This is a genomic window from Pseudomonas sp. GM78, assembly GCF_000282475.1.
GTDB lineage: Bacteria > Pseudomonadota > Gammaproteobacteria > Pseudomonadales > Pseudomonadaceae > Aquipseudomonas.
The window spans coordinates 1-24,966 of the sequence record NZ_AKJF01000006.1; the positions used below are offsets into that span (position 1 = coordinate 1).

General features: G+C 62.0%; 25 protein-coding genes and 2 pseudogenes. 13 read left to right on the top strand and 14 right to left on the bottom strand.

Features of this window, described 5'->3' with window-relative positions:
- Nucleotides 1-21: 21 nt before the first annotated feature.
- Complete coding sequence (locus tag PMI35_RS31445) at nucleotides 22-897, top strand: LysR substrate-binding domain-containing protein (protein WP_238543135.1); 876 nt, start codon at nucleotides 22-24, stop codon at nucleotides 895-897.
- Here PMI35_RS31445 and PMI35_RS31440 read toward each other — a convergent pair.
- The 4 genes from PMI35_RS31440 to PMI35_RS31425 all read right to left on the bottom strand — a co-directional run bounded on the left by PMI35_RS31440 (nucleotide 818) and on the right by PMI35_RS31425 (nucleotide 4,962).
- A complete protein-coding gene (locus tag PMI35_RS31440) occupies nucleotides 818-1,411 on the bottom strand; it encodes a DinB family protein (protein WP_008054492.1) in 594 nt (197 codons plus the stop codon). The two genes, PMI35_RS31445 and PMI35_RS31440, sit on opposite strands and share 80 nt — an antisense overlap.
- A gap of 91 nt (nucleotides 1,412-1,502) precedes the next feature.
- Entirely contained in the window at nucleotides 1,503-2,603 is a 1,101-nt protein-coding gene (locus PMI35_RS31435) for an NAD(P)/FAD-dependent oxidoreductase (protein ID WP_008054493.1), read from the bottom strand.
- Complete coding sequence (locus PMI35_RS31430) at nucleotides 2,603-3,916, bottom strand: MFS transporter (RefSeq protein ID WP_008054494.1); 1,314 nt, start codon at nucleotides 3,914-3,916, stop codon at nucleotides 2,603-2,605. The genes PMI35_RS31435 and PMI35_RS31430 overlap by 1 nt, the downstream gene beginning before the upstream one ends.
- Before the next feature lie 257 nt (nucleotides 3,917-4,173).
- Complete coding sequence (locus tag PMI35_RS31425; RefSeq protein ID WP_008054495.1) at nucleotides 4,174-4,962, bottom strand: SDR family oxidoreductase; 789 nt, start codon at nucleotides 4,960-4,962, stop codon at nucleotides 4,174-4,176.
- Nucleotides 4,963-5,118: 156 nt separating this feature from the next.
- Between PMI35_RS31425 and PMI35_RS31420 the strand changes: the two genes are divergently transcribed.
- The 3 genes from PMI35_RS31420 (at nucleotide 5,119) to PMI35_RS31410 (ending at nucleotide 7,747) form a co-directional block, all read left to right on the top strand.
- Nucleotides 5,119-6,285 carry an iron-containing alcohol dehydrogenase gene (locus tag PMI35_RS31420; RefSeq protein WP_008054496.1) on the top strand — a complete coding sequence of 389 codons (1,167 nt, stop codon included), beginning with the start codon at nucleotides 5,119-5,121 and terminating at the stop codon, nucleotides 6,283-6,285.
- Between the two features lie 12 nt (nucleotides 6,286-6,297).
- Nucleotides 6,298-6,612 carry an NIPSNAP family protein gene (locus PMI35_RS31415; RefSeq protein WP_008054497.1) on the top strand — a complete coding sequence of 105 codons (315 nt, stop codon included), beginning with the start codon at nucleotides 6,298-6,300 and terminating at the stop codon, nucleotides 6,610-6,612.
- A 151-nt stretch (nucleotides 6,613-6,763) separates the two neighbouring features.
- Nucleotides 6,764-7,747: a cyclase family protein gene (locus PMI35_RS31410; RefSeq protein WP_008054498.1), complete on the top strand. Its 984-nt coding sequence runs from the start codon at nucleotides 6,764-6,766 to the stop codon at nucleotides 7,745-7,747.
- On the opposite strand, the gene PMI35_RS31405 is transcribed toward PMI35_RS31410, so the two are convergent.
- Complete coding sequence (locus PMI35_RS31405; protein ID WP_008054500.1) at nucleotides 7,740-8,669, bottom strand: LysR family transcriptional regulator; 930 nt, start codon at nucleotides 8,667-8,669, stop codon at nucleotides 7,740-7,742. The two genes, PMI35_RS31410 and PMI35_RS31405, sit on opposite strands and share 8 nt — an antisense overlap.
- A gap of 70 nt (nucleotides 8,670-8,739) precedes the next feature.
- The gene (locus tag PMI35_RS31400) at nucleotides 8,740-10,323 is read right to left on the bottom strand and encodes an aldehyde dehydrogenase (NADP(+)) (protein WP_008054501.1); all 1,584 of its coding nucleotides are present in this window, start codon (nucleotides 10,321-10,323) and stop codon (nucleotides 8,740-8,742) included.
- Nucleotides 10,324-10,689: 366 nt separating this feature from the next.
- Here PMI35_RS31400 and PMI35_RS31395 point away from each other — a divergent pair, with 366 nt between their 5' ends.
- Both PMI35_RS31395 and PMI35_RS31390 read left to right on the top strand, forming a co-directional pair.
- Nucleotides 10,690-11,700, top strand: coding sequence for a GlxA family transcriptional regulator (locus PMI35_RS31395; RefSeq protein WP_008054504.1), 1,011 nt, complete (start codon nucleotides 10,690-10,692; stop codon nucleotides 11,698-11,700).
- A gap of 100 nt (nucleotides 11,701-11,800) precedes the next feature.
- Nucleotides 11,801-12,121, top strand: coding sequence for a DUF2388 domain-containing protein (locus PMI35_RS31390; RefSeq protein WP_008054509.1), 321 nt, complete (start codon nucleotides 11,801-11,803; stop codon nucleotides 12,119-12,121).
- Between the two features lie 149 nt (nucleotides 12,122-12,270).
- Here PMI35_RS31390 and PMI35_RS31385 read toward each other — a convergent pair whose 3' ends face one another.
- On the bottom strand, nucleotides 12,271-13,062 hold the full coding sequence (locus PMI35_RS31385) for an SDR family NAD(P)-dependent oxidoreductase (RefSeq protein ID WP_008054510.1): 792 nt from the start codon (nucleotides 13,060-13,062) through the stop codon (nucleotides 12,271-12,273).
- A 123-nt stretch (nucleotides 13,063-13,185) separates the two neighbouring features.
- On the opposite strand from PMI35_RS31385, the gene PMI35_RS31380 reads away from it, so the two are divergent.
- Nucleotides 13,186-14,130, top strand: a complete 945-nt coding sequence (locus PMI35_RS31380) for a GlxA family transcriptional regulator (protein ID WP_008054511.1) — start codon at nucleotides 13,186-13,188, stop codon at nucleotides 14,128-14,130.
- Nucleotides 14,131-14,192: 62 nt separating this feature from the next.
- A complete protein-coding gene (locus tag PMI35_RS31375; RefSeq protein WP_008054512.1) occupies nucleotides 14,193-14,852 on the top strand; it encodes a methyltransferase family protein in 660 nt (219 codons plus the stop codon).
- Nucleotides 14,853-14,864: 12 nt separating this feature from the next.
- Here PMI35_RS31375 and PMI35_RS31370 read toward each other — a convergent pair whose 3' ends face one another.
- The 5 genes from PMI35_RS31370 to PMI35_RS31350 all read right to left on the bottom strand — a co-directional run bounded on the left by PMI35_RS31370 (nucleotide 14,865) and on the right by PMI35_RS31350 (nucleotide 17,919).
- On the bottom strand, nucleotides 14,865-15,533 hold the full coding sequence (locus PMI35_RS31370; RefSeq protein ID WP_008054513.1) for an HAD-IA family hydrolase: 669 nt from the start codon (nucleotides 15,531-15,533) through the stop codon (nucleotides 14,865-14,867).
- 55 nt (nucleotides 15,534-15,588) lie between these two features.
- Entirely contained in the window at nucleotides 15,589-15,996 is a 408-nt protein-coding gene (locus PMI35_RS31365; RefSeq protein ID WP_008054514.1) for a response regulator, read from the bottom strand.
- A gap of 202 nt (nucleotides 15,997-16,198) precedes the next feature.
- Nucleotides 16,199-16,465, bottom strand: a complete 267-nt coding sequence (locus PMI35_RS31360; protein ID WP_008054515.1) for a pentapeptide MXKDX repeat protein — start codon at nucleotides 16,463-16,465, stop codon at nucleotides 16,199-16,201.
- A 54-nt stretch (nucleotides 16,466-16,519) separates the two neighbouring features.
- Entirely contained in the window at nucleotides 16,520-17,305 is a 786-nt protein-coding gene (locus tag PMI35_RS31355; RefSeq protein ID WP_008054516.1) for a molybdopterin-dependent oxidoreductase, read from the bottom strand.
- Nucleotides 17,302-17,919 carry a cytochrome b/b6 domain-containing protein gene (locus PMI35_RS31350; RefSeq protein WP_008054517.1) on the bottom strand — a complete coding sequence of 206 codons (618 nt, stop codon included), beginning with the start codon at nucleotides 17,917-17,919 and terminating at the stop codon, nucleotides 17,302-17,304. The genes PMI35_RS31355 and PMI35_RS31350 overlap by 4 nt, the downstream gene beginning before the upstream one ends.
- Before the next feature lie 254 nt (nucleotides 17,920-18,173).
- On the opposite strand from PMI35_RS31350, the gene PMI35_RS31345 reads away from it, so the two are divergent.
- On the top strand, nucleotides 18,174-19,115 hold the full coding sequence (locus PMI35_RS31345; protein ID WP_008054518.1) for a class I SAM-dependent methyltransferase: 942 nt from the start codon (nucleotides 18,174-18,176) through the stop codon (nucleotides 19,113-19,115).
- Here the strand turns inward: PMI35_RS31345 and PMI35_RS31340 are convergent.
- Nucleotides 19,099-19,875, bottom strand: coding sequence for a helix-turn-helix transcriptional regulator (locus tag PMI35_RS31340; protein WP_008054519.1), 777 nt, complete (start codon nucleotides 19,873-19,875; stop codon nucleotides 19,099-19,101). The genes PMI35_RS31345 and PMI35_RS31340 overlap by 17 nt on opposite strands.
- 111 nt (nucleotides 19,876-19,986) lie before the next feature.
- On the opposite strand from PMI35_RS31340, the gene PMI35_RS31335 reads away from it, so the two are divergent.
- From PMI35_RS31335 to PMI35_RS35115, 3 genes and pseudogenes are all read left to right on the top strand, one after another.
- A complete protein-coding gene (locus PMI35_RS31335; RefSeq protein ID WP_008054520.1) occupies nucleotides 19,987-21,090 on the top strand; it encodes a polyamine ABC transporter substrate-binding protein in 1,104 nt (367 codons plus the stop codon).
- 178 nt (nucleotides 21,091-21,268) lie between these two features.
- Nucleotides 21,269-22,399 carry a DmpA family aminopeptidase gene (locus tag PMI35_RS31330; RefSeq protein WP_008054521.1) on the top strand — a complete coding sequence of 377 codons (1,131 nt, stop codon included), beginning with the start codon at nucleotides 21,269-21,271 and terminating at the stop codon, nucleotides 22,397-22,399.
- A gap of 304 nt (nucleotides 22,400-22,703) precedes the next feature.
- Nucleotides 22,704-22,784: pseudogene (locus PMI35_RS35115) on the top strand (outer membrane lipoprotein carrier protein LolA); the annotation flags it as partial.
- On the opposite strand, the gene PMI35_RS31325 reads toward PMI35_RS35115, so the two are convergent.
- On the bottom strand, nucleotides 22,784-23,473 hold the full coding sequence (locus PMI35_RS31325; protein ID WP_008054522.1) for a GNAT family N-acetyltransferase: 690 nt from the start codon (nucleotides 23,471-23,473) through the stop codon (nucleotides 22,784-22,786). The pseudogene PMI35_RS35115 and the gene PMI35_RS31325 overlap by 1 nt on opposite strands.
- A 402-nt stretch (nucleotides 23,474-23,875) precedes the next feature.
- Between PMI35_RS31325 and PMI35_RS31320 the strand changes: the two are divergent.
- Nucleotides 23,876-24,966: pseudogene (locus PMI35_RS31320) on the top strand (copper oxidase); the annotation flags it as partial.

Consider the following 24,966-nt stretch of genomic DNA (forward strand, 5'->3'; position numbering starts at 1 on the left):
GGGGTTTATGGAGCGCTTACGATTTTCGAGACGCTGATGTTCGAAAAAAACCTGACCCGGGCCGGGGAGAAGCTGTTCCTCGGCCAGCCCGCCGTCAGTGCAGCCCTCGCCCGGTTGCGCGATTTGTTCGACGACCCGCTGCTGGTGCGTAACGGGCGGGTGCTGGAGCCGACGCCGCGGGCGCTGGTGATTCTCAAGGAGCTGCAACCGGCCATGGACACCATTTCCGGGGCGGTGAGCCGGGCCAAGGATTTCGACCCGTCCATCAGCCGCGATGTGTTTCGCATCGGCCTGTCCGACGATGCCGAGTTCGGCCTGTTTCCGCCACTGCTCAAGCAGATACGCGAAGAGGCGCAGAACGTCGTGGTGGTGGTGCGCCGGGTCAATTACCTGTTGATGTCGTCGATGCTTGCCAGCGGTGAGATTTCCGTCGGCATCAGCTACACCACCGAGTTGCCGGCCAACGCCAAGCGCAAGAAGCTGCGGGACCTGAGCGTCAAGGTGCTGCGCGGCGATGACCGGCCAGGCGCCCTGACCCTGGATGAATTTTGCGAGCGTCCCCACGCGCTGGTGTCGTTTTCCGGGGACTTGAGCGGCGCCATCGACAATGACCTGGCGCGCATCGGCCGCTCCCGCCGAGTGGTGCTGGCAGTGCCGCAGTTCTCGGGCCTGCGCGCCTTGCTGGCGGGCACCGACATGCTGGCCTCGGTGCCCGATTACGCCGCCTGCGCGCTGATCGAGGGCAGCAGCCAGCTGCGCGCCGACGACCCGCCGTTCGAGATCAACCTGTCCGAACTGTCCATGGTCTGGAACGGCGTCAACGATAACGATCCGGCAGAACGTTGGTTGCGCTCGCGAATAGTGGAGCACATGTCAGCCCCACTGCCGGGGCATTGAGCGCGTTGAAGTGCGGGTCGGTCTCGCGCAGGTAGATCGGCATGTCCGTCATCGGCGGCATGGCCGGGATTTCGAAGTACATCTGGATCACCCAGCCACGGTGGTAGCTGGCGTGGTTGACCACATGCATCAACATCGCGCCGGCCGTCATGGTGCCGCTTTCGCCGGAAACGAAAGTGAACCTCAGGGGTTTGTCCAGCGAGGCATCGGTTTGCCGCGCGCTCCAGTTGCAGTACCAGCGATCCACGTCCTGTTGCGCCAGGCGCAGCACCGCCAGTTCAGGGTGCACCACGTCATGGGAGGTATTGAAGCCGTGCCCTCGGCCTTCGAGGTGAGCCTGCCAGATTCGGTCCACCACATAGATGTGATTGAGCGTGCCGATCATGTTCTTGAAGACCCCGGCGCGTTCTTTTTCGACTTCGCCGGGTGGCAATAGCGCCAGGTTGTCAAAGAGGCGCTGGTTCGCCCATTGTTTGTAATCGGCAAGCATGCGGGCAGTGCGTACGTTGATCATCAGATGTCTCCGATGGCGAAGAGCACATCCTCCAAGGATAGCGCTATCTGCGCTTAGCGGCGCGGGCACTGATTATCGGTCACCCACGCTCCTACAGGTACTCCACCACCCGTTGAGCCAGCGCCAGGCAACTGGTCAGCCCCGGCGATTCGATGCCGAACAGATTGACCAGCCCCGGCACCCCATGCTCGGCCGGACCGCTGATGCGAAAGTCGGCGGCCGGCTCGTTGGGGCCACTGATTTTCGGGCGAATGCCGCTGTAGGCCGGTTGCAGGCTGTCATTCGGCAAGCCTGGCCAGTAGCGCCGGATCGCTGCGTAAAAGCCGTCGGCCCGGGATGGATCCACCCGGTAATCGACCCTGTCGACCCATTCCACATCCGGCCCGAAACGCGCCTGGCCACCGAGATCGAGGGTCATGTGCACGCCCAGCCCGGCGCTTTCCGGCGCCGGGTACACCAGATGCCGGAACGGCGCGCGACCGCTGAAACTGAAGTAGCTGCCCTTGCACAACCGCGCCTGGGGAACGTATTGCCGTGGCAGGCCAGAAATGCGGCTCGCCACCTCCGACGCGGACAATCCCGCACAGTTGATCAGCTCGCGGCAGCTCAAGGTCATGGGCTCGACGCCGCCCATGTGCACCTCGAACCCCTCTTCAGTACAACGGGCCGACAACAGCGGCGTATGAAAGGCCAGCGACGCGCCCCACGCTTCGGCATCGGCCTGCAGCGCCAACATCAGGCCATGGGAGTCGACGATGCCGGTGGACGGCGACCACAGCGCGGCAACGCAGGACAACTCAGGCTCCAGCGCCCGCGCCTGACCGGCCTCCAGCCATTGCAAGTCATCGACGCCATTGCGCCGGCCCTGCTCCAGCAAACCCTGCAAGGCCACACGCTGCGCATCATCGGTGGCGACGATCAACTTGCCCAGCCGCTGATAATCGACGCCGCGTTCGTCACAGAAGGCGTAAAGGCGTTGTTTGCCCTCCACGCACAACCGCGCCTTGAGACTGCCGCTCGGGTAATAGATACCGGCGTGGATCACTTCGGAATTGCGCGAGCTGACGCCCACGCCAATCCCTTCGCCGGCCTCGACCAGGATCACTTCGCGCCCGCCCATGGCCAGGGCCCTGGCCACTGCCAGCCCGACCACACCGGCCCCGACCACCACGCAGTCGACATCAACGCTCATCAAACCAGCCCTCGCTCCCGGTAATCGATCAGGCTGGAGAATATCGCCAGCAGCATGGCCATGACCACGAAGAAGATCAGCACCAGGAAATACGAACCCGTGAACTGCACGATCAAACCGATCAGGATCGGCACGATCACCCCGGCCATGTTGCCGCAGAAGTTCATGGTGCCGGCCAGCACACCGGTCTTCGACGTGCCGCCAAGGATCGACGGAATGCACCAGTACATGCCGCACCAGCGAATGAAAAACATCGCCACGCACAGCAGGCCGATCGCCTGGCTGGCCTCGGAGGCGTAGGCCGTTCCCAGCATGCACAGCGCCGCCACCAGCGCCGAACCGCTGAACATGCTGCGCATCACCAGGTTGGGCGAGGCACCGCTGGATTTCCATTTATCCCCCAGGTAGCCGCCGACCAGTTCGCCGACGAAACCGCACATGAAGATCAGGAAAGTCGCGCCGCCCATGCCGGAAATGTTCAGGCCGTGGGTCTGGTGCAGGTAGCTCGGCATCCAGGTCAGCAGGCCGTAGAACACGCTGAGGATGCAGCAATAACCGGCGAACATCGCCAGCACCGAACGGTCCTTGAGCAGTTCCCTGAACGGGATGCTGGTGACCGCGCCGGGCTTGTTGACCGTGGCGTTGCCCTCGGTGATGTGCGCCAGTTCCGCGGCATTGACGCCGGGGTGTTCGCTGGGGTGGTTGCGAATGTACTTCCAGGCCAGCACACCGGCGAGCATGGTGCCGACCCCAGCGATTACGAACGCGATGCGCCAGGAGTCGAACCAGCCGATCAGCCCGGCAATGATGATCGCGCCGAAGGCACTGCCCAGCGGCGCACCGCCGTCGACCAGTACCGCGCCGCGCCCGCGTTCGTTGGGCGTCAGCCAGGCACCGTTGAGCTTGGCACCGGCGGGCATGATCGGCGACTCGGCGATGCCCAGGCCCATGCGGGTGAGCAACAGGGTGATCCAGTTATGCGCCCCGGCGGCCAGGGCCTGGAACGCTCCCCAGGCGACGGTCGCGACGACGATCACGCGACGGGTGTGGAAGCGGTCCAGCAGCATGCCGCCGGGGATCTGCATCAAGGCGTAAGACCAGAAAAACGCGCTGAGCATCAGGCCCTCGAGGGCCGGCGGGATCTGGAACTCACTGGAAATCAGCGGCAACGCCACCGACAGCGAGGCGCGGTCGATGTAGTTGATCGCGGTCAGCAACAACATGATGAGGAAAATTCGCCAGCGCACGTTGGTGGCGCGCATCGTTGCGTTGGCTGCTGGCAACGCCAGGCTTTCGGCACTCGGATTGTTCATGTGGGTCGCTCTTATTGTTGTGGAACAAGCGGCCCCACTCTAATCACGCCCCCGAGTGCTGAATAATGATGGGATCTGATTGGGGGATCACCAACGGTCATCCCCCGAAATTTTCTTGGATTCAATGGCCCCTTCGCGGGCAAGCCCGCTCCCACAGGTCCCGCGGTGGTCACAGGTTTTGAGCTCGACGCGGACCCTGTGGGAGCGGGCTTGCCCGCGAAGAGGCCAGATGAGTTGACATCCAGCCAGCAGACCAGTCAGAAGGTCCCTGGGTAGCTGCCGCCATCCAGCAAAAGGTTCTGCCCGGTGAGAAAACCGGCTTGGGCACTGCAAATGAACGCGCAATAAGCACCGAACTCATCGGGCTGGCCGAAGCGTTGGGCCGGGACGTTTTTACGCCGTTGCTCGGCGATGCTTTCGACGCTGGCGCCCTTGACTTCAGCGGCTGCACTCAGGGTCTTGTGCAAACGTTCGGTCTCGAACGGCCCCGGCAGCAGGTTGTTGACGGTAACGTTATTGCCTGCCAAGCGGGCCTGGCGCGCCAGCCCGGCGATGAAACCGGTCAAGCCACTGCGCGCACCGTTGGACAAGCCCAACACATCGATCGGCGCCTTCACCGCGCCCGAGGTGATGTTGACGATGCGGCCGAAACCGCGCTCGGCCATGCCGTCGACACAGGCCTTGATCAGCTCGATGGGCGTGAGCATGTTGGCATCCAGCGCCTTGAGCCAGTCTTCGCGCTGCCAGTCGCGAAAGTCCCCCGGTGGCGGTCCGCCGGCGTTGTTGACCAGGATATCCACCTGCGGACACGCCGCCAGCACCTGTGCCTGCACCTCAGATGTACTGATGTCCCCGGCTACGGTTCGCACTTCAATGTTCGGCGCCAAAGAGCGCAGTTCAATGGCCGCCGCCTGCAACGTTTCGTCGCCACGGGCGTTGATCACCAGATTCACGCCCTCCTTCGCCAAGGCCCGCGCACAGGCCAGGCCCAAGCCCTTGCTGGCGGCGCAGACGATGGCCCAGCGCCCCGAAATACCCAAATCCATGACGATGCTCCCGACTGTTCAAAGCGCTCACGTTACCACCGCAAATCCGTCACTCGGGGGATGACAAAGGGTGATCGCTGGATCAGGTCTTTTCATTATCGACAGGCAGCGGCGCTCATTACTGTTTCGTCACCCAATAAGAAACCGGAGACTCACATGAACCCGTTCCAGTTCTATTTCCCCACCACCCTGAAAAGCGGCAACGGCCTGGTGCGTCAGGCCGGCGCGTTGCTCAAGCCCCATGTTGGAAAAAAACTGCTGGTGGTCACCGACGAAGGCTTGATGGCGTCGGGGGTGATGGAAAGTTTTTTCGCCTCGCTGGCCGAGCGTGACATTGGCTACGCAGTGTTTGCCGGCGTCGAGCCCAACCCCACCACGGATGTGCTGGAGCGCGCCGTGGCCTTCCTGAAAAACCACGAATGCGACGCCGTGATCGGCGTGGGTGGCGGCAGCAGCATCGACACCGCCAAGGGTGTCGCGGCCATGGCCACCAACCCCGGCAACATCCTCGACTACGAAGGCTACGACAAACTGCTGCACCCGCCCCTGCCGATCTTTGCCATTCCCACCACCTCGGGCACCGGCAGCGAGTGCACGGCGTCCACGGTGTTCACCAACACCAAAACCCTGTTCAAGACCGTGATCATCAGCCCGGCACTGTTTCCAAAACTGGCAATTCTCGACGCTGAATTGACCCTCAAGCTGCCGCCGTCGATCACCGCCGCTACCGGCATGGACGCCCTGACCCATGCCATCGAATCCTACGTATCGAAGCAGGCCAATCCGGTCAGCCAGGCCTTGGCCCTGCAGGCGATCAAGATGATCTGCACCCACCTGCCAAAAGCCTTTTTCAGCGGCAGCGACCTGCACGCCCGGGAGCAGATGCTGCTCGGTTCGTTCCTCGCCGGGGTCGCGTTCGCCCAATCGAAACTGGGCAACGTGCATGCGATCTCCCACACCTTCGGCGGCGTGTTCAACATCCCCCACGGCATCGCCAACGCCACGCTGCTGCCCTACGTCATCGAATACAACCTGCCGGCCTGCCCGGAGCTGTTCTGTGAGATCGCCCAGGCCATGGGTGAGGACGTTAGCGGCCTGAGCCCCGCCCGTGCCGGGTACAAAGTGGTGGAACACGTGATGGCGTTGAACAAGGCCATCGGCATTCCGGACAACATCAAGGACCTGGGCGTGGACCTGGACTACATGCCGCAAATGGTCAGCGACTCGATGCGCAGCGGCAACGTGCTGGTCAACCCGCGCCTGACCCGTGCCGCCGACGTCGAGCGAATCATCGGCAACGCCTTCCATGGCATTCATTCCTGAGAGAGAAATCCCATGTTCTACGAGATGCGCACCTACACCCTGCAGATCGGCAAGATGCAAACCTACCTCAAGCATTTCGAGGAAAACGGCCTGCCGGTGATCTCCCGCTACGCCACGCTGGTGGGCTGGTGGTACACCGAAATCGGCGAGCTGAACCAGGTGATTCACATCTGGGCCTACGAGAGCCTGGACGAGCGCATCAAGAAACGCGCCGCGCTGTACCAGGACCCCGACTGGCTCGAAGGCTTCGTGCCGATCGCCTTCCCCATGCTGGAAAAGATGGAATCGAAGCTGCTGATGCCGGCGCAGTTTTCGCCGATCAAATAGTCTTTCTGACAAACAACACAAAACCTGTGGGAGCGGGCTTGCCCGCGATAGCGGTGTGTCAGACAGGAAAATTTCGACTGACACTCCCTCATCGCGGGCAAGCCCGCTCCCACAGGGGACCGCGCAAGCCGCTCGAACAAGGACAGATCCCATGTGCGACCACAACACCAACAACACCGCCGCCGACCGTTCTCCCGACATCAAGGCCTTGCTCGAAGGCCTGCCCACCAACTGGGGCAAATGGGGGCCGGACGATGAAGTCGGTGCCCTGAACTACCTGCAAAGCGCCGAGATCCTGCGCGGTATCGCCGCCGTACGACAGGGCAAGACCTTCACCCTGCAAGTGCAGATCGGCCATCCCAAGGGTGAGCCGCTCTGGCCGGGCCGGCGTCCGTCGATGCGCGTCAACGTACTGGACAAAGGCCACTTCCTGGCCGGCAAGACCCACTTCGACGGGCACGTCGAATACGCCGACGATGTGATCTTCATGCACCTGCAAGGCTCGACCCAATACGACGCCCTCGGCCACGTCTGGCACGACAACAAACTGTGGAACGGCTACGACGCCATGAGCACCATCGGTGGCATGGACAAGGCCAGCATCCTGCCGATTGCCGAGCGCGGGATTGTCGGGCGCGCGGTGCTGATCGACATGGCCCGCCATCGCGGCAAAGCGGTGCTGGACAAGGGCGAAACCTTCAATCACCTCGACCTGCTGGCCGCTGCGAAAGCCCAGGGTATCGAGATCCACAAACGCGACATCCTGATCATCCGCACCGGCTGGATCGGTTCGTTCTATGAACGTGAACCGGAGGAGTTCTACAAGGATTTCGCCGAGCCGGGCCTGACCTTCAGCCGTGAACTGGTGGAGTGGTTTCACCAGATGGAAATCCCCAACCTGGTGACCGATACCATGGCCAACGAAGTGGCGGTCGATCCGGACTCTGGTGTGCTGATCCCGCTGCACAACGCCTTGATGCGCAACCTTGGCGTGACTTTCACCGAAGTCGCGATGCTCGATGACCTGGCCAGCGATTGCGCCGAAGACGGCCAGTGGCAGTTCCTCTACACCGCCGCGCCGCTGAAGATCGTGGGCGGTACGGGGGCACCGGTGAACCCGATCGTCATCAAGTAAGCAAATCCCGCTGCAGTTCGTTGATCAGCAGGGTCGCCGCCGGAGACAGATCGGCGCCGGCCCGGCTGATCACGCCGTAGGGCTCGATCAACGCACGCATGGACACCGGCAGCTTCACCAGCAGCTCATGTTGTTCGCAGAACTCGGCCACTTCCACCGGGATCACCGCCAGCAACGTCGGGTCCTGCTGCACCAGCAAAATGGTGGCGAAGGTCGACGAGGTTTCCAGCGGATACCGCGGAATCTCCAGCCCTGCCTCGTTCAGTTCGCGCTCCAGGGCCTGGCGCATCGGCATGTCCTTGGGATAGACCACCCAGCGGTAATCGCTCAATTGCGCCAGCTGCAACGCCTCGGCACTGGCCAGCGGATGATCCTTGCTGGCGACCACGGCCAAGGGCTCCTCGCTCAGCTCGATGCAGTCATAGGCATCAGAGCGCTGGCCGACGCTGGTCCGACAGATCGCCAGGTCCAGGCGCCCCTGATCCAGCAGCCCGAGCAAGGTCGCGCTGGTGTTTTCCACCAGTTCCACCGACAAGTCGGGCTGCTTGAGCCGTAACTCGGTCAGGGCCCGGGTCAGCAACGGCACTGCGCCCATGATCACCCCCACCGACAACCGTCCGCCCTGCCCCTGCATGATGCTGAGCATTTCTTCGCGCAGATGCTCCACATCGCTGTAGATCAGCCGCGCATAACGAATCATGCAACGCCCCATTTCGTTGGCCACCAGGCCCTTGGGCTGGCGCTCGAACAAGGGCATGCCAAGCAACGACTCGACCTCATGCAGGGCCTTGGTGGCGCCGGACTGGGAAATCGAAATCTGCTCGGCGGCCTTGTGCAGGGAGCCGCGGTCATCCAGCGCGATCAACAAGCGCAGTTGCTTGAGGCGCAAGCGTGAAGCGATGCTGCCAAGGGAAGGAACCATATCGGTGTGTACTCGATTCAATGTGCAATCCATCAAGGCCCACGCCAGCCGCGCCGACGTGGGCGGCGGGTCAGTTCAGGGGCAACCGGCTCCACTGGCCGTCGACCAGTCGATCGAGGCCCAGTGGGTTGGCGTTTTGCAGCGCGGGCGGCAGGTATTCATCAGGATAGTTCTGGTAGCACACAGGACGCAGGAAGCGATCGATGGCCAGGCTGCCGACCGAGGTGCCACGCGCATCCGACGTCGCGGGATAAGGCCCGCCGTGCACCATCGCATCGCTGACTTCGACACCGGTGGGATAACCGTTGAGCAGCAACCGCCCGACCTTGTCCTCCAGCAGCGGCAGCAGTTCGCGAAAGCGCTCCAGATCCGCAGGTTCTGCAATCAGCGTGGCGGTCAGTTGCCCGTGCAAGCTGTCGAGCACCGCGCGCAACTGCGGCTGATCAGCCACCTCCACTACCACCGTGGCCGGGCCGAAAATCTCTTCCTGCAACAGCGGATCGCCGTCGAGCAATAGTTGCACATCGGCCTTGAACAATTGCGGCTGAGCCTTGCGATCCCCCTGCGCCTGGCCAGCCAGATGATCGACAAGGTCGTGCGCCGCGATGTGCGCAAGGCCTGCGCGATAACTGTTGAGCGCCCCTGCGTTGAGCATGGTCTGCGGCGGCTGGCAGCCCATGTTCTGCGCGAACGCCTGCAGGAACTCGCTGAACTGCGGCGAGCGCAGGCCGATGATCAAGCCGGGGCTGGTGCAGAATTGGCCGCAGCCGAGGTTGACCGAAGCGGTCAGTTCCTCGGCGATTTTCTGGCCACGACTGCCCAAGGCTTCGGGCAGCACGATCACCGGGTTGATGCTCGACATCTCGGCGAACACCGGGATCGGTTGCGCCCGCGCGGCGGCCAGGTCGGCCAGGGCCCGACCACCCTTGAGCGAGCCGGTGAAGCCCACGGCCTTGATGCCATCGGCCATGACCAGCGCCTGGCCCACGCCCGCGCCGTAGATCATGTTGAACACCCCCGACGGCATGGCCGTACGTTGCGCCGCGCGAACGATGGCGCCCGCCACCCGCTCGGCCGTCGCCATGTGCCCGCTGTGGGCCTTGAACACCACCGGGCAACCGGCGGCCAGGGCCGAGGCGGTGTCGCCGCCGGCGGTGGAAAAGGCCAGGGGGAAATTGCTCGCACCGAACACCGCGATCGGACCGACTCCGATGCGGTACTGGCGAATATCCGGCCGTGGCAACGGGGTGCGCTCAGGCAATGCCTGATCTATCCGTGCAGCGAGAAAATCACCCCGGCGCAGCACTTGGGAAAACAAACGCAGCTGGCCGCTGGTGCGGCTGCGCTCGCCGCGAATCCGCCCCTCGGGCAACGCGGTTTCCTGGCAGACCAGGGCGATGAAATCATCCCCCAGGTCATCGATTTCCTCGGCGATGGCATCGAGAAATTCGGCTCGGCGCAGTGGCGACAGTTGACGAAACGGCGCAAACGCGCGCGTTGCCGACGTTACCGCCAGCACCACTTCCTGCTCGGTGGCCTGATGGAAAACATACGGCAGCGCGTGGCCGGTGCTGGCGTCGACGCTGTGCAGGGTCTCGCGGCCCAGGGCACTGCGCTGCCCGTCGATGAACTGCTGGCCCAAGTTATCGGACATCAAAAATCTCCCTCGCCTGGGTTCGCCAGGCGATGACTCGAATGAAAGGGATGCGCCAAAAGCGCACGCTTCACTCTATGGGCCGGGGTCATGGGCAAACAAATGACAACAACGGGCCGGGGGATGAGCCTTTGTCATCCCCTCGTACTGGGTTGGCGGGAAGCACCTGTCAGTTTACGTAGCCCTTCGGTGCGGAAACACACAAGTATCGACAATACAATTGTTCTGGATTTTCACGAGTGGGCGAACTTGCAGTTTTCCCGAGCGAGTGACATAAAACCCTGAAATCCGGACAGCCGACCAGCTGCGATAACGCTTATAGCGTTTGCGAATTATCATTATTCCAACGCGTCAATCCAGAAGCCTATGAACGATATCGCCAGCACTCCCGAGTCCCCGTCCGACCAACCACGTTTGATCGTCTTCCTCGCCTACCCCGAAATGGGCCTGCTCGACCTGACCGGTGCGCAAACCGTGTTCTGGGCCGCCTCGCGCTACCTCAACAGCAGCAATTTGCCCGGCTACACACTGCAGACCGCCAGCCTGAGCGGTGGCCTGATTCACACGGCAGAGGGGTTGGCCGTCGACACCGTGCCCTTGAGTACCTTCGACGACCAAACGATCGACACGCTGATCGTTCCCGGTGCCCCGGCGATCATTCTGGCGATGAACAATGCCCTGGGCCTGGTCAACTGGCTCAAACAGGCGTCCACCAAAGCCAGACGCACCGCTTCGGTGTGCAGCGGCACGTTCCTGTTGGCCGAGGCCGGATTGCTCGAAGGTCGGCGCGCCGCCACCCATTGGGCGATGTGCGGCATGCTCAAGGAGCGCCATCCGTCCATCGAAGTCGACAACGATGCGATCTTTGTCCAGCAGGGTTCAGTCTGGACCTCCGCCGGGGTCAGCGCCGGGATCGACCTGGCGCTGGCGTTGGTTGAAGAAGATTGCGGGCGTGAGCTGGCACTGCTGACGGCGCGGGAAATGGTGGTGTTCCTCAAGCGCCCCGGGGGCCAGGCCCAGTACAGCCAATTGCTGCAATCGCAAACCAGCGAAGGTGCGGCCTTCGACGACCTGCACCTGTGGATCACGCAGAACTTGTCCGGTGCCAACCTCACCGTCGAGACACTCGCCCAACAGGTACAAATGAGCCCGCGCAACTTTGCCCGGGTCTACAAGCTCAAGACCGGCCGCACGCCGGCCAAGGCCGTGGAAGTGCTGCGCGTGGAAGCTGCGCGGCGACTGCTGGAAGATTCAGAGCGCAACATCGATCAGATTTCCCGGCTGTGCGGCTTTGGCGATGAAGAGCGCATGCGCCTGACCTTCCAGCGCAACCTCGGGGTTTCGCCGCGAGATTATCGCAACCGGTTTTCGCGCTGAATCCGGGCTCAAGGCTACGACAAGGGAACTCCTGGCGATCGCCATGCATCCTAAAGGTGAGAGACTTCCTTTTTGCGTCATGTCTTCAGAGGACACCGTCATGCGCCGTCTGATTATCATTTCCTCCCTTTTGCTGTGCCTACCCGTCGGCTCCGCGATGGCCGATGTCGATGCAAAAGATGTCGCCACGTCGGCCGGGGTTTCCGCCTCGCTGTATTCGACGTTCAAGGATGACAAATTGATGATTCCCGCCCGGGATGACGCCTCCAGCTTCGTGGCCAGTGGCGGTGCGATTCGCGGTGTTTATCTGGAGCAGGTATTGCAGCGTGTTCGTCAGGAACATCCTGACCTCAACAGCGCCAGCGACGAAGACCTGGCTCGCGCCATCCTCGTTCAGGAAGGCGTTCCGGCTGGTCAATAGATCGAAGCGTCGGTCGTGACACCTGAATCTGTAGGAGCCAGGCTTGCCGGCGAACCAGACGCCGTGGTGTATCTGCTGCACCGCGTCATCGTTCTTCGCCGGCAAGCCTGGCTCCTACAGTTAGGCTAGGCGAGGCTTCACATCGTCGGTTAACGATAACGCGCCGCTGCCGTGGAATTACCGAACAACCCGGACAGCACCTGGCGCTGCGCTTCATAGCGGGTCCATTGCTCGCAGTCGTGCAATCCCGGAATGGTCACCACTTCCCCCCTCTCCAACCCCACCAGTGCGGCGTCGACCATGTCTTCGGCGGACATGACGATCTCCTGCGGCAAATTCTCCACCGGGTTGCCGGCCTCGCTCCAGAAGTCGGTGGCGGTCGCGCCCGGCAGTACGGCCTGGATCCGTATGCCTTTATCCGCCAGTTCGCGCTGCATCGATTGGCTCAGGCCCAGGACAAATGCCTTGGTCCCGCCATACACACCGTTGAGGATTTCCGGGGCGATGGCGACGATCGACGAAATGTTGATCACGGTTCCGATACCGCGCGCGACGAAGCCCGGTACCACGGCGTAGGCCAGGCGGGTCAGCGCGGTGATGTTGAGGGTGATCATGTCTTCCATGTCATCCACGGGACTGCCGAGCAACGGCATGACTGCACCGACGCCGGCGTTGTTGACCAATAAGGTGATGCTCGCGTCATTACGCAGAATCTGTTCGACCCGCAACAGGTCGGCCTTGTCTTTGAGATCCGCGGCGACCACTTCCACAGTGCGGCCGGTCTGGTCGCTCAGGCGAATGGCCAGCGCGTTGAGTTTTGCCTGGCTGCGCGCGACCAGAATCAGGTCGTAACCCTGCCGGGCGAGACGGTCGGCATACACCGCGCCGATGCCGGAAGAGGCGCCAGTGATCAGTGCAGTGCCTTTGGAGGAGAGAGCCATGTTCAATTTCCTTCACTGTGAGGCGAGACAGTCGCCAGCCATGAGCATTTATAAATCGACTCGTGCCTGTCGCAAATGACGTTTAAACTACGTTTTTCGGACATCAGTTTTGAGGACCTGACGATGATCAGCGTGGCGTTTGTGGTTTTCGAGGGTTTCCAGTCCATGGCGCTGGCGGCCATGCCGGTGTTCGAGTACGCCAATTTCAGTGTCGGGCAAGCCCTGTATGACGTGCGTGTACTGTCCGAAGACGGCCGCACCTTGCGCGCTTCTGGCGGCCTGAATGTCGGCACCGAGGCGTTCGGCGAGCGGGTGTTCGATACGGTGATCGTGGTGGGTGGCGACGCCATCCTCGAACAGGCGCCCGAGGGGGTACTGGACTACTTGCGTGCCAGCGCCAGAACCGCGCGCCGCACCGCGTCGATTTGCTCCGGAGCCTTTGTCATGGCCCAGGCCGGACTGCTAGAGGGCCGGCGGGCGACCACGCACTGGGCCTATGCGCGGCAACTGCAAGAACGTTTTCCATCGATCAAGGTAGAACCCGACCGCATCTACGTGATCGACGGCTCGATCTGGACCTCCGCCGGCATGACCGCCGGCATCGACTTGGCATTGGCCATGGTCGAAAAGGATCACGGTGCTGAACTTGCGCGTTCCGTGGCGCAGAAACTGGTGATGTACCACCGCCGTGCCGGCGGCCAGTCACAACACTCCGCGCTGCTGGAACTGGCGCCGAAATCCGATCGCATCCAGACCGTCCTCGCCTACGCCAGGGAGCACCTCGCCCAAACCTTATCGGTGGAACAACTGGCGCAAGTGGCGCGCCTCAGCCCGCGGCAGTTCAGCCGTGCGTTCCGTACCGAAACCGGTCAGTCGCCCGCCAAAGCCATCGAAAACCTGCGCCTGGAGACGGCACGGCAGATGCTCGAACGTGGGCGCCTGACGCTCGAGCAGATTGCCTTGGAAACTGGCTTTGTTGATCCGCGGCGAATGCGCGAAGCATTCCTTCGAGTATTCGGGCAGCCACCGCAGGTGATCCGGCGCAATGCGCGATCGGCCGCACATTGATCGTTCCCACGCTCTGCGTGGGAACGATCGACGCTACACTGAAAGTGTCGGGGGGATCGCCTATGAAAATCTCCGCAAAACTGGCGTTTTTTGCCATCGTTTCGACTCTCGCTTACCTCTGGCTGGCGATTTGGGGGCTGGGTGGCTTCGCGGCGTTTTTTTCCCATGCCGCCTTGGTGGTCGTTGCCCTGACAACCCTGGTCATGGCCATCGCTTCGCTGTTTACCGAGGTCAACCTGAGTTCCGGCGAACGCGAGGATCGGGCCAATCGCTGGGTGCTGCCAGCATTCGGGGTGATTGGACTGTTGAGTGGTTTTTTGCCGGCCTACACCGACCGGATCGACTTCTGGACCTTCGGTGGCGAGGGCGTGCGTTGGCTCGGGGCGCTGCTCTTCATCATCGGCGGCGTGCTGCGCATGTGGCCGGTGTTCGTGCTCGGCAATCGTTTCAGTGGACTGGTGGCGATCCAGCCGGGGCATCGCCTGGTGACCGACGGGATCTATCGTCGCTTGCGCAACCCCAGTTACCTGGGGATGTTGGTGATTGCCGTGGGTTGGGCGCTGGCCTTTCGCTCGGCGGTCGGGCTGTTGCTGACCGCGCTGACGGTGATTCCGCTGATCGCGCGAATTCATGCCGAGGAAGCGCTGTTACGGGCGCAGTTTGGGGGTGAATACGAAGCTTATTGCGCCCGGAGCTGGCGGTTGATCCCGAAAATCTACTGAGACTCCCCCACATTAGATTGAGTGAAGTCGAATCATTCCGTTGGCATCCAAACTTGCCACAACTTCGTCATAACCTGCCAACGTGGCATGCGCCGTCTGAATCGGCTGTTCATGCGTCGCCGTGACGATCAGCAAATCCGCCCCCGCCGCCTCGGCTGCAAGAATGCCCACCGTCGCATCTTCGAAAATCAGGCAATCCGCTATCTCTACATCCAGCCGCTGAGCAGCCAATCGATAACCGGCCGGGTCGGGTTTGCCGGCGCTGACGTCTTCGGCGGTGACCATCACCTCCGGCTCGGGAATCCCGGCGGCTGCCATCCGCCGCAACGCCAGCGCCCGTGGTGCAGAGGTCACGATCGCCCATTGATGAGCCGGCAAGGACTTGAGAAAACGCGCCGCGCCGGCCACCTCTTCAACGCCATCGACATCCTCGATTTCAGCCTCGGTAATCCACGCCGCCTCGGCCTCGGCATCGACGCCAGGCAGGGCCAGGCGGTTGATGGTGTCGATGGCGCGGGCGCCGTGAATGGTCGGCAGGAAGGTTTCGACATCGACGCCGTGGCGCACGGCCCAGGTGGCCCAGACGCGCTCGGCGGCAGCAATGGAGGTGAGGATGGTGCCGTCCATGTCGAACAGGAAGGCGTGGTAAGGGAGGTTCAAGACGGATTCGGGAGCAGACAAAGGGTCCTTCCTATTTCAAGGATCTGGCGTTAAGACCTGATAAATGTACAGGAACCTACAGGGTACGGCGTGATTTCAGCGCGCCATCCACGCAATCGAGCAACTGCCCCAGCGCCCAGGGTTTCTTGATAAACGAGACATCGTGCCGCACGCCGGAACTTTCAGGGGTTTCGAAGCCGGACATGATCATGATCGGTTTGTCCGGCCAACGATCACCGAACAGATTGGCCAAGTCTGCACCGTTGAGCGTGCCCGGCATGGTGATGTCCGTCAGCAACATTCCGACTTCAGGCGCATGCCCCTGCAAATACACCGACGCTTCGTCGGCACTGGTCTGCGGTTGCACCACATAGCCCTCCTCCTGAAGAATTTCGCAGAGAAACTCCAGGATCATCGGATCGTCTTCAACCACCAGAATCAATCCGCCATGAAGGTGTTCGCCCGCCGTCGATTCTCGACTCATGACCTTGCCGCTCCCTGATCGCAACAAAAAATACGCGGGCTCGAAATCCGCTACCTACTGGTATGAGCGGCGGTCTCTGCGGAAATTCATTTTTGATACAAACAGACGACGAAATCAGTGTTGCGACACTGCGCAATATCACCAAGCCATCAACTGTCATGGGGGCATGAGCTCAGGCCACACCCCGAATGACAGGTTTGCGTTACTGGGACATCGGGTCCTTTTTCATGGCGTCCTTGGACATGGCGTCTTTCTTCATGCCGTCCTTGCTCATGGCATCCTTGGACATGCTGTCCTTGCTCATCGTGTCCTTGGCCATGGCGTCCTTTTTCATGGCGTCTTTGTGCATGGCGTTCTTGGACATCGAATCCTTGCTCATGCTGTCCTTGCTCATCGTATCGCCAGCAAAAACACTGGCGGCGCCGACGGCCAGGCACATGGACAGAACAACGGTGGTCAACTTTTTCATGGTGAAACTCCTTGATGCATGGGGTGTGGACGAGGGGAATTGCCGGGGGTTTGGTCAGCTGCCACCGAACCAGTTGTAGCCCTGGTCTTCCCAGTAGCCGCCGCTGTAGGTGTTGCTGACAAAGATCGCCTGGATGTGTTTTGGATTTTTGTAGCCGAGCTTGGTGGGCATGCGCAGCTTCATCGGGAAGCCGTATTCGCGCGGCAGCACGGCGCCGTCATAGGTCAGCGTCAACAGGGTTTGCGCATGCAGTGCAGTGGCCATGTCGATGCTGGTGTAGTAATCGTCGGCGCACTTGAAGCCGACGTATTTGGCGTCGGTATCGGCCCCGACTCGCTTGAGGAAATCGCTGAAACGCACGCCGCCCCAACGACCGATCGCGCTCCAGCCTTCGACGCAGATATGCCGGGTGATCTGCTCGGTTTGCGCCATGGCGCGCAGCTCTTCGAGGCGCCAATTGCGCTTGTCCGCCACCAGGCCGGTGACTTCCAGCCGGTAGCTCTCTTCCTCCACCGTCGGCGCCTCGTCGATGCCGTAGAAGGCATTGAACGGGAATGGCCGGGTGATCATCGACGCCGGATAGGTCGGCGCCATGGCATTGGGGTTGAACAGCCAGCCTTGCACCCGGTCGTTGAAGCGCGACATGGACGACAACGCGGTCTCGACGCTGTCGTTGTCGGTGAGGTTGCAACCGGACAACATGGCCACGCCGCCGAGTGTCAGGCCACGCAGCAGGAACGCGCGGCGCGAGCGGTCTTCGATCTGCGGGGCGAGGATTTTCCGGGCGTCGGTCAGGATGGACGACTCGTCCAGCCCGGAGTCTTGAATGCGCTTTTTCATACGGGCTCCTTGCGACCGACAATCATGGCCAACAGTGTTTTTGGAACCAGTGCCACCATCACCAGGTGCACTGCGACGAATGCCACCAACAGCGCCATCGCGACGAAGTGCACATGGCGTGCACCTTCGTAGCCCCACAGCAACTCACGCAACAGCGGGAACTGCACCGACTTCCACAGCACCAGCCCGGAGATCACCAGCAGCGTGATATCGACCATCACGAACAGGTACGCCACACGCTGCACCTGGTTGTAGTGACTCAGGTCGGCATGCGCCAACCGACCCCGGAACGCGGCCCACAGATCCTGCAGCACACCCTTGGGGGAAACCGGGAAGAAACGTCGTTTGAGGCGGCCACTGAACAGGTTGATGAGCAGGTAGACGAGACCATTGAGTGCGAGAAACCACATCGCCGCGAAGTGCCATTGCAAGGCACCGCCCAGCCAGCCACCCAGGGTGATCGACCTGGGAAAGCTGAAATCGTAGAGCGGCGAGGCGTTGTAGATGCGCCAGCCACTGGTGACCATCACCAGCACCGCCAGGGCGTTCAGCCAATGAGTGAGCCGCAGCCAGAGAGGATGGCTGGCCTTGGGTGAAGCAGTTGACTGCGACATGTCCGGCTCCCGGTTGTGGTTCGTTGGAGCCAAGTATGGGAGCCGGAAGATCGCCAAATCCTCACGTAAAGTTAAATTAAACGTGATAACTCTGTGGGAGTGAGCCTGCTCGCGATGGCGTAGTGTCAGGCGATGCAACTGTTGGAAGGCACACCGCTATCGCGAGCAGGCTCACTCCTACAGGGGTTTTGTGTCGTCTACCCAACGCGCAATTATGGTTAAATGCCGCCCCCTCAGATGACCGACCCAGACCGATGAACCCTGAAGCCCTCGCCACCCTCCACGCGCACTTGTCGACAGCCCTGGCGGCCGCCCCCGCCGAAACCCGCCGCCTGTTCCACGGCCGCGGCCGTTGCTGGCCGGGGCTCGAGCAACTGACCGTCGACTGGTTGCAGGGCGTGGTGCTGGTGTCGCTGTTCAAAGAGCCGGAAGCGGCGCAACTGGACGCCTTGAAGCAGCTGTTGCTTGAGCTCACGCAATCACCGGCATGGGCTCAATCCGGCGCGCATACCTTGCTGCTGCAGCACCGCTACCTGCTGCAAAGCACCACCGAATGGCTGCTGGGGGACGTCATCGAGGAAATGACCATCACCGAGGGCGGCCTGAAGTATCGCGTGGACCTGGGGCGCAAACAGAACACCGGGCTGTTCCTCGACATGCGCTACGGCCGCGACTGGGTGCGGGCCGGAGCCCTGGGCAAACGCGTATTGAACCTGTTCGCCTACACCTGCGGCTTCTCGGTGGCGGCCATCGAAGGCGGCGCGACCCACGTGGTCAACCTGGACATGTCCAGCCCGGCCCTGAGCCGCGGGCGTGACAATCACCGGCTCAACGGGCATGACCTGGGCAAGGTGACTTTTCTCGGCCACGACCTGTTCAAGTCCTGGGGCAAAGTCATCGGCAAGGGCCCTTACGATCTGGTGATCATCGACCCGCCCTCCTTCCAGAAAGGCAGTTTCCTGCTGACCAAGGACTACCAACGGGTGCTGCGTCGCCTGCCGGAACTGCTCGGCCCCCAAGGCACGGTGCTGGCCTGCATGAACGACCCGGCCTTCGGTGCGGATTTCCTCATCGACGGGGTGACCCGGGAAGCACCGAGCCTGCGCTTTGAACGGCGGCTGGACAATCCGCCGGAGTTCCCGGATGCCGATGTAGAGTGCGGGTTGAAGGCGTTGGTGTTCAGCCTGGCGGATTGAGCACCAGCGCAAACAACTCGCCATGCCCGTTCACATTGAGCTTGTGATAGAGATTGCGCCGATGCACCTTCACCGTCTCCGGGGAAATGCCCATCTGCTGGGCGATGGCCTTGCTGGAAAAACCCTGGAGGATCAGGCGCGCGGTTTCGATTTCGCGCACCGACAGGCGCGCATCGAAGCGATCGAGCAAGGTCGCCAGGTCCCCGGCTACGGCTTCGACAGCCGGGCCTTCCGGCGGTAGCAATTGCAGGTGCCGACGCATCGCCGCCAGCACCCAGTCGCGCACGCACAGCAAGCTGCCCTGCTCTTGCAGGGTGAAACGTGTCGCGCGTCCCAGGGACAACCCGAGGACGGCACCGTCGACGTTGACCATGAACTGCAATTCGTCCCCACCCACCACCGTGCGAAAGTAGCTCAGGTAGTACTCGCTCTGCTGGAACTGGTCGGGGGCCACCGAATCGAGGCTGTGCAAGCCATCGGCGATGCCGGCGCAGACCGCCAGGTAAAACGGATCGAGCAGGTACATGCCGGCGCTGTAGTCCGCCAGTTCTTCATGCTCATCGCCGCTGCCTGTGGAGTCGAAATCGATCAGCAGGCGCGGTACCCGTCCCGGTCGCAGCACCGCGACCAGGGCGTTGTCCAGCGGCACCAGCAAGCGCAGGGTGTCGACCAGCGCACGCCAGAACCCGTCCTGGCCCATCGCGCCAAATACCCGTGCCAATCCCTGGTGCAGCGGCAACTCTTTCAACAACGCGTCCACGCACTACCCCTTTTGAGTAACCCATGATGGGAATGGGTAACGGCCACTCCGCTCGATACGCTGCACACTCCTGATCATCACCGGCCTGCAGCAGGCCAGGAGTGCCGCATCATGAGTGGTCACCGCTCGTATTTCAATCTGGGGCTGGGCGCCTGTCTGGTGGCCTCGCTGTCGGCGGTCGCCGCCGATGGCCCGACCGTGCACGTGTACAACTGGTACGACTACATCGGCCCCACCACCCTGCATGACTTCAAGCGGGACACCGGTATCCAGCCGGTCTACGACACCTTCGACAGTGCCGAAGTCCTCGAAGGCAAACTGCTGACCAGCCGCAGCGGCTACGACGTGGTGGTGGCCAGCAACTTCAGTTTGCCGACCCTGATCAAGGCCGGCGCCCTCGCCCCGCTGCCCCAGGCGCAGATGCCGGACTTCAAGAACATGGACACCGACCTGCTGGCGAAACTGGCCAACAACGATCCGGGCAACCAGTACGCCGTGCCATATCTGTGGGGCACCAACGGCATCGGCTATAACGTGGACAAAGTGCGCGCCGCCTTGGGCGACAAAGCGCCGGTGGACTCCTGGGACCTGGTGTTCAAGGAAGAGAACCTGGCCAAACTCGGCGAGTGCGGCGTGGCGATGCTCGACTCGCCCGCGGAAATGCTGCCGGTCGCCCTGCACTACCTGGGCCTGCCACCCAACAGTACTAACCCTGAAGACTACAAAAAGGCCGAAGCGCTGCTGCTCAAGCTGCGTCCGCACATTGCCTACTTCAATTCGTCGAAGTTCATCAGTGACCTGTCCAACGGCAACATCTGCGTCGCCGTGGGTTGGTCCGGCGCGATGCTCGAAGCCAAAGCCACCGCCGAGCAGGCCGGCAATGGCGTGAAGATCGCCTACAGCTTGCCCAAGGAAGGCGCGCCGGTGTGGTTCGACACGCTGGTATTGCTCAAGGACGCACCGCATCCCGAACAGGGCCTGGCCTTCATCGACTACCTGATGCGCGCCGAGGTCATCGCCCCGGTCAGTAATCACCTCAACTACCCCAACGGCAACCGCAACGCGACAGCACTGGTGGCGGAGGCAACGCGCACCAACCCTGCGGTTTACCCGTCGGCCGAAGCCCTGGCCACGTTGTTCACCCTGCAACCCCTGCCGCCCGCCACCGAGCGTGTGCGTACGCGGATCTGGAGCAAGGTCAAGAACGGCCAGTAGGCACACCACTATCACTGTGGGAGCGGGCTTGCTCCGGGCGGCGTTCCGACGATGAGGCCGGCAAATCCAACATTGATGTCGGCTGACCCACCGCTATCGCGGGCAAGCCCGCTCCCACAGGTCTCGCGACAAACCACACACTCTTTTCCACCACGAATTATTGAAGACGAGAAAAACCATGAAACCACGTGCCCGCGACCTCAATATCCAGTTTGGCCAACTGCAACCCGGCCCCCTCAACGCCATCACCGATGTACCCGGTGTGCGGGTCGGCCACAGCGATGTGCGCGGTCGCACCGCCAAGGGTCGCGATATCCTGACCGGGGTGACCGTGATCGAACCCCGTGCCGGTTCCACCAGCCAGCAACCCTGTTTTGCCGGGGTCCATGTGCTCAATGGCAATGGCGATGCCACGGGCCTCGAGTGGATTCGCGAAGCGGGCCTGCTGACCAGCCCGATCGCCTTCACCAACACCCATAGCCTGGGCGTGGTGCGCGATGCCTTGATCGTGCAGGACCGCGAGCAGCAACCGGACGACGGGCGGCTCTACTGGAACATGCCAGTGGTGCTGGAGACCTTCGACGGCTTGCTCAATGACATCAACGGCTTCCACGTGAAGCCCGAGCATGTCGCCCAGGCCCTGCGCGCGGCGACAGGCGGCCCGGTAGCCGAAGGCAATGTCGGCGGCGGCAGCGGCATGATCTGTCACGAGTTCAAGGGCGGCATCGGCACCGCTTCGCGACGCCTGGACAGTGCCCAGGGCGGCTGGACGGTTGGCGCGATTGTCCAGGCCAACCATGGCATCCGCAATGAGTTGCGCGTCGATGGCTACCCGGTCGGGCGCTACATGCAGCAGGTCGACTCACCGTTTCTCAAGGCTTCACTGCCGCACCCGGGCATGGGTTCGATCGTGGTGTGCCTGGCCACCGATGCGCCTTTGCTGCCACACCAATGCACGCGCCTGGCACAGCGCGCCAGCCTCGGCCTGGCCCGCACCGGCGGCGGCAATGAAGACCACAGCGGCGACATCTTCATCGCTTTCGCCACCGGCAACCAGCATGTACCGCCAGCGGCTTACGAGAGCAAAAAAGCGCCGACCTGCGACAACCTGAGCATGGTCAATAACGATCACATCAGCGAATTGTTCCTGGCGGCCACCGAGGCCGTTGAAGAAGCCATCATCAACGCCTTGCTCGCCGCCGAAACGACGGAAGGTAACGGCCACGCGGTGCCGGGGCTGGATGCCGAAACGCTGCTGGAGGCCCTGAACCAGGCCGGTTGGCCCGGGGAGCGCAATCGCAGAAGCTGACACTTGTGGGGGGATTCGACTAGCGGTACTTGAGACCGCCCCCCCATCTTCCTACGATGGAGTTGCGCAGCCGCTTGCTTGTCCAAGCCGTTGCGTAGGTGGTGAGTGCATTGAACCCCTATCAAGCTCACCGCCTTCTTCATGCGCATCTTGAGCCTCAATGGCTCCACTTCTCCCCATCAAAGAGCTTTGAGGCTCTTTTTTAACTGCGCGAAAACCAGACACTGAAAGCCCGGCACCTGGCCGGGCTTTGTGCTTTCTACACGCCAACCCAAAATCCCCTGTAGGAGTGAGCCTGCTCGCGATGGTCGTTAACGATAACGATGGAAGCCTGACACCCCGCGGCGTCCTCAGGCTTTTCGCGAGCAGGCTCGCTCCTACAATTTAACCGCGTTTTTCCAATCGCTCACGGACAAACTCATTGGCCTTGCGCGTCAGCTGGTCCAGATGCCGGTCACGCTGTTTTTCAGCATCGAGCATCGCCCGCTTGCCGTGCTTTTGCAGCAGGTAGGTATGAATCTGCCGCACCTCCAGCGAGCTATAGATGGGCGCCACATCCAGCAGCGCCCTCAAGCCGTCGCTGCCGTGGTCGCGGGTGTTCATCAGCACCTGGGTGGCACGCGCGCCCACCACCTGGAAACCCATCGATTCAAAGTACGGCACCTTGGCCACGGCGCATGCCAGCTCGGCATGCGGGTAACGGCCGACCATCTCGCGCAGCATCCTGCGCGCAATCCCTTGTCGCCGATGACCGGCATCCACGGCCATGTAGGCCACGCTGCACGCGTCGGGATCGTCCTTGACCGGCAGGTACAACAGGAAACCTGCGACCTTGTCCGGATCGTCCAGATCCGTGGCGACGATCAACTCCACCTCAATCCCTTTTGTCCCGTTCAAGGCCTCCAGATACAGGTGCACCTCGTAGCCGATCGCGTACTGGTAGACGTTGTACAACAGGTTGCTCGGCGCGATCGCGACCATGCTGATATCGGTCAGGTTGTCGACCACCATCTGCAGGATCTGACTGTTGACCGACTCGGGGCACGGGGTTTTGTAGTGGGTGATCTGGGGCATTGCTGGGATTGACTCCGGGAAATGGGCGCGACTGCCTATCATAGCGTGCCGGAGCGGGTTACTCGCCGGTGATCGTTCCCGGGCTCTGCGTGTGAATTCAATCCCGGGGTAGCGCCCCGCCCGCCATCAGCAGAACCGACAGCACCTCGTGCACATAACGGCGTTTGGCCATTGGTGAAAGTAACCCAATGAAACAAGGACATTTTCCCCGTTAATGAGGAATTTCACCCACCGCCGACTGATGCACCCTTGAAACACTCTGAAACAACTTACTAATTAATCACAAATTTTTTTCCCACTTTTGACATGGCCCGTCTGTTGCACCAGCCCTAACACCGCAGCAGTCGTCCCCCACTCGGGGACGTGGGTTTCGCCAATTTGGCATGCGTAAGGGGAAACCAAATGAAAAATGCACCACCCGCATTTCGTTCCTTGAGCTACTTACGGAGGTCGAGTGTGGCCTCCTTCCTGTTGATCAGCGCCAGCCTCGCCACCGTCAGCGCGGCCCCGCTTGACGATGAAAGCCAACCGCCGCCGACCGACCCCTCGGCCTACTACAATCCACCCGCCGATCCGATCGCCGCCGCAGCAGCGCTCGAAGCTTTGAAAACCATGCCCGAGACCAACCAGGGCGCATTGGCCCTGCCCAACGGCGCGTACGGCGACCGCAACACACCGCGTGCCGACAACGTGCTGCCGCCGAGTTTGCAGACCTCGTTCAATTACCCCACCAACGGCAAACCCAGCCCCTTGTACGGGGCCCAACCGTTTACCCAGCAATTGCTGCTGTTCGAGGAATTCGGCACGGAAAAACTCGACCCGACGATCCCGGCCCCACCCCTGACCTTCCCCGTACCCACTGTCGGCCCGGCGCCGGCCCAGGACCCCAACAGCATTGCACGCAGCGCCCCGTCGGGTTCGGCGCTGGATGCGTTCATGCGCCAGCCCGGCCTGTTCCCGTTTCCGTCGCAGTTCTCCAATGTGCTGGACCGCAACCCGTGGAAGGCGCAGATCGAAGCCTTCCTCAACCGCCAACCCGTGGGCTCGCCAGCCGAAGGGCGGCCACCGGGAAAAGGCTGGTCGCACCAGCGCTGGAACGAGTTCTACCCGCAGGTCGCGTACAAGACCGTGCAAGTGGGCGCGCGTATCAATACCGGGATGCGCGACCGCCGGCAACTGCACAACTACGCCGTCGGTGAGTTCGGCCCCGGCGGCCTCTACTACCAGACCTCGGACATCCCGACCACGACTGGCACGACCAAAGGCATCGACACCCGTTTCCACCCGAACTTCCCGCTGCAAAATCACAATGCGCTGTGGACGTTCGATGGCACTTTCCCGGTGAAACTGCTGATGGTGCGCTATGGCCAACCGGTACTGATGCGTCACTACAACGCCTTGCCGATCGACCCTGCGGCCAACATGGGTTTCGGCCTGCACACCATCAGCACACACGAGCACAACGGCCACTCCCCGGCCGAAAGCGACGGCTA

Excerpts from the sequence above, each read along its gene's own strand:
- PMI35_RS31440 (WP_008054492.1), bottom strand. The coding sequence starts at position 1,411 with ATGATCAACGTACGCACTGCCCGCATGCTTGCCGATTACAAACAATGG.
- PMI35_RS31435 (WP_008054493.1), bottom strand. The coding sequence starts at position 2,603 with ATGAGCGTTGATGTCGACTGCGTGGTGGTCGGGGCCGGTGTGGTCGGG.
- PMI35_RS31430 (WP_008054494.1), bottom strand. The coding sequence starts at position 3,916 with ATGAACAATCCGAGTGCCGAAAGCCTGGCGTTGCCAGCAGCCAACGCA.
- PMI35_RS31425 (WP_008054495.1), bottom strand. The coding sequence starts at position 4,962 with ATGGATTTGGGTATTTCGGGGCGCTGGGCCATCGTCTGCGCCGCCAGC.
- PMI35_RS31420 (WP_008054496.1), top strand. The coding sequence starts at position 5,119 with ATGAACCCGTTCCAGTTCTATTTCCCCACCACCCTGAAAAGCGGCAAC.
- PMI35_RS31415 (WP_008054497.1), top strand. The coding sequence starts at position 6,298 with ATGTTCTACGAGATGCGCACCTACACCCTGCAGATCGGCAAGATGCAA.
- PMI35_RS31410 (WP_008054498.1), top strand. The coding sequence starts at position 6,764 with ATGTGCGACCACAACACCAACAACACCGCCGCCGACCGTTCTCCCGAC.
- PMI35_RS31405 (WP_008054500.1), bottom strand. The coding sequence starts at position 8,669 with ATGGTTCCTTCCCTTGGCAGCATCGCTTCACGCTTGCGCCTCAAGCAA.
- PMI35_RS31400 (WP_008054501.1), bottom strand. The coding sequence starts at position 10,323 with ATGTCCGATAACTTGGGCCAGCAGTTCATCGACGGGCAGCGCAGTGCC.
- PMI35_RS31395 (WP_008054504.1), top strand. The coding sequence starts at position 10,690 with ATGAACGATATCGCCAGCACTCCCGAGTCCCCGTCCGACCAACCACGT.
- PMI35_RS31390 (WP_008054509.1), top strand. The coding sequence starts at position 11,801 with ATGCGCCGTCTGATTATCATTTCCTCCCTTTTGCTGTGCCTACCCGTC.
- PMI35_RS31385 (WP_008054510.1), bottom strand. The coding sequence starts at position 13,062 with ATGGCTCTCTCCTCCAAAGGCACTGCACTGATCACTGGCGCCTCTTCC.
- PMI35_RS31380 (WP_008054511.1), top strand. The coding sequence starts at position 13,186 with ATGATCAGCGTGGCGTTTGTGGTTTTCGAGGGTTTCCAGTCCATGGCG.
- PMI35_RS31375 (WP_008054512.1), top strand. The coding sequence starts at position 14,193 with ATGAAAATCTCCGCAAAACTGGCGTTTTTTGCCATCGTTTCGACTCTC.
- PMI35_RS31365 (WP_008054514.1), bottom strand. The coding sequence starts at position 15,996 with ATGAGTCGAGAATCGACGGCGGGCGAACACCTTCATGGCGGATTGATT.
- PMI35_RS31360 (WP_008054515.1), bottom strand. The coding sequence starts at position 16,465 with ATGAAAAAGTTGACCACCGTTGTTCTGTCCATGTGCCTGGCCGTCGGC.
- PMI35_RS31355 (WP_008054516.1), bottom strand. The coding sequence starts at position 17,305 with ATGAAAAAGCGCATTCAAGACTCCGGGCTGGACGAGTCGTCCATCCTG.
- PMI35_RS31350 (WP_008054517.1), bottom strand. The coding sequence starts at position 17,919 with ATGTCGCAGTCAACTGCTTCACCCAAGGCCAGCCATCCTCTCTGGCTG.
- PMI35_RS31345 (WP_008054518.1), top strand. The coding sequence starts at position 18,174 with ATGAACCCTGAAGCCCTCGCCACCCTCCACGCGCACTTGTCGACAGCC.
- PMI35_RS31335 (WP_008054520.1), top strand. The coding sequence starts at position 19,987 with ATGAGTGGTCACCGCTCGTATTTCAATCTGGGGCTGGGCGCCTGTCTG.
- PMI35_RS31330 (WP_008054521.1), top strand. The coding sequence starts at position 21,269 with ATGAAACCACGTGCCCGCGACCTCAATATCCAGTTTGGCCAACTGCAA.
- PMI35_RS31325 (WP_008054522.1), bottom strand. The coding sequence starts at position 23,473 with ATGCCCCAGATCACCCACTACAAAACCCCGTGCCCCGAGTCGGTCAAC.